Source organism: Rhodococcus sp. no. 34 (genome assembly GCF_054589475.1).
This window is the reverse complement of the sequence record NZ_BAAILK010000041.1, coordinates 650,607-653,070: the sequence shown is the minus strand read 5'-3', so window position 1 is coordinate 653,070 and position 2,464 is coordinate 650,607. Positions and strand designations below refer to the sequence as shown.

Annotated in this window: 2 protein-coding genes; one reads left to right on the top strand and one right to left on the bottom strand. The window is 63.5% G+C overall.

Features of this window, described 5'->3' with window-relative positions; genetic code table 11:
- Positions 1–316 precede the first annotated feature (316 nt).
- Complete coding sequence (locus tag ACYP01_RS20490) at positions 317–967, top strand: glycine zipper family protein (protein ID WP_003943407.1); 651 nt, start codon at positions 317–319, stop codon at positions 965–967.
- Between the two features lie 79 nt (positions 968–1,046).
- Here ACYP01_RS20490 and ACYP01_RS20485 read toward each other — a convergent pair whose 3' ends face one another.
- Positions 1,047–2,357 carry a S1 family peptidase gene (locus ACYP01_RS20485; protein ID WP_007726683.1) on the bottom strand — a complete coding sequence of 437 codons (1,311 nt, stop codon included), beginning with the start codon at positions 2,355–2,357 and terminating at the stop codon, positions 1,047–1,049.
- Positions 2,358–2,464: the final 107 nt, after the last annotated feature.

Genomic DNA, 2,464 nt, shown 5'->3' with positions numbered 1-2,464 from the left:
ACAGCCCACTGATACTAACCTGCGTTATGTTACCCGCCAGTAACTAGCATTACCAGCCTGTAGGTACCGGCTGGTAACCGCTCGTGGCCTGGAGAGATCGATCTTCTGCGTCGGACGGGCTGGGCCAGACGCAGACATGTCTGGTCGTCACGTTAGGCGGTGCCCGTCAGGTGTCCATCTGTCAGGCAGCCCTAAGTCGGGTTCCGAGCAGGTGAGAACAACCGACCGGCTGTTATCGTTACGCCCGTCACGCACAGGGGAAACGGGTGGTGTGAGTCATCGACTGACGCCCGCCCGATCCCGGGGAGGATCAAAAATGTTCATTCGAAAAGCTGCGGCCGTCGCAGCGATGACCATTGCCGCTACGGGCATCGCTGCAGGTACTTCTTACGCAGCTCCGGAGACGTCACCCGACGTTTCGTACACCGCCGAGGTCGTCGACCAGGCCGTTGTCACCACCATCGACGCCGGAGCATTCCGGGTCTCGGGCGACGGAACTCACGTCGACTTGCAGAACAGCCAGGGCGCAACTCTCGTGAGCCTTCCGCTCGCGTTCAACCTCGGCGACGTTCAGTTCCCGTTCGACGAGACCGTCAGTGAGGACGGCAAGACCCTCACCCTCAAGCCGAACCTGGACCCGGCCAGCTCCAAGCCGAAGCCGGTCGCTGCCGAGTTCACCCCGGTTGCTTCGCCTGACGAGGATCAGAAGGCAATCGAGAAGTTCCAGTCACAGCTCGGGCTTGCCACGCAGATCGGTAGCCTCACCGGCACGATCGTCGGGGCGGTCATCGGTTGCATCGTGGGTCTGCCCGGCCTGGTCGTCGGCTGCCTGCCCGGCATGGTCACAGGGGCCGGTATCGGTGGAGTCGCCGGTACCATCCTCGCCGGTGGCGGAACCGCCGTCGTCGCGGGCTTGGACCTGATCAAGGTTCTGAACGCTCCGGCTGGAACAACTCTCTTCCAGTAGAACGTCACGAATGCCGAAACGGGCGCCACACCTTCAGAAGGTGTGGCGCCCGTTTTGCTGTCTCGAGGAATGCGTGTGATCAGTAGTCGCGAACCTTCAGGCCTGGGTTGGCGGCGAGGATGTCGTTGATCGGCGTCGCGTACTGGGTCGGGGCTTCTTGCCCGAACAGTGTCTCTGCCTGAGCGATCTCGCACAGGGGAGAGGTGGCGACGTTGGACGCACTCGTGATGCCCACTGCCAACGTTCCGGAGACGATGGGGCCACCGCTGTCACCCTGCAGGACGCAGATGTTGGTGGTGAAGCCGTTGTCGAGGGTGTGATCCAAAACCTTTGCGACGCGGTTGACGCCGGTGACGACGCCGCAGCTGAAGCCCGTGGTCGATCCTGCCTTGCAGACCGGGGCGCCCACGACAGGATCGGCGGTACCGGTGATGTTGACCGAGCGGTTGAACGGGACCCGCACGCTGTTGTTCTCGAAGCGGTACTTCGCGTTGTCGTCGATGTTGATGATCGAGTAGTCGCGCCCGTCGAAGCTGCTCTTGGCGAAGTACCCGACGCGGGGCCCGGTCTGGTTGTTCACCATCGGGAAGACCTGGCTGGAGTTCGAGGTGCCGGCAGCGGCGCGATTGGGATCACAGTGACCGGCGCTGATGTTGACCGTGCGCCCTGAACCGTCGGTGCCGTTGAAGCCGAACGAACAACGCAGTCCAGTGTTACCGGAGGTTGCGCCGAAGGCGTCTCCGCCCAGTGCGGCGTCGCCGGTTGCGGATCCGGTTGCGGGGATGAGGTCCGCGACGATCGGGGGAACCAGTAGCGGAGCAGCGGTATGGACGACGGTCCGCTTCAGGAACTCAGGCAATTCGATGCCGGCGGCAGGATCGGCGGTGAGGGCGACTCCGTTGCCGACGACGTCGACGGCAATGCCACGCACGAGGTCTGCGACCTCGGCAGGCTGCGAATCGAGCCAGGTGTTGAGTGCCGAGAGTTGACTTTGCAGAGCCTGCTCGCTCTGCGCGACGTCCTTGACCTCGAAACCGGCCTTCTCGGCGGCCTCGCGGGCAGCATCCTTGTCTCGACCGTCAGCGAGAGCGACTACGCCCTTACCGAGGTCGTCGAGCCACACTCCGGCAAAAGAGTCGGGAAACTGGACGCGCGCGATGGCGGCGAACTCCGCGAGCTTCTGCGCGAGTTCGGAACGCGAGACGAACTGGTCGGGCGTCAGCGCCAAGTCGTGCTGTAGGGCTTCGGCGAGTTCGACGGGCAGATGGGCTGCCTGATCGGATACCCCGGATTCGTTCGGTTCTGCGTTCGCGACCGCGGTGATCGGTCCGAGGAGCAGCAGCGCGGCCGAACCGAACACTGCGGCGCGACGTGCGATGGAGCTTCGCATGTGGGCCTTTCCACTTCGTTGACCGCGTACCACCCCCCTGGGAGCACACGGATACGGCTCACGGACTTGTGGTGAGCCGATCACAGTCGACCATGACTATATGGGTT

Bases quoted from the DNA above. Each gene is read 5' to 3' on its own strand.
- ACYP01_RS20490 (WP_003943407.1), top strand. From the start codon at position 317: ATGTTCATTCGAAAAGCTGCGGCCGTCGCAGCGATGACCATTGCCGCT.
- ACYP01_RS20485 (WP_007726683.1), bottom strand. From the start codon at position 2,357: ATGCGAAGCTCCATCGCACGTCGCGCCGCAGTGTTCGGTTCGGCCGCG.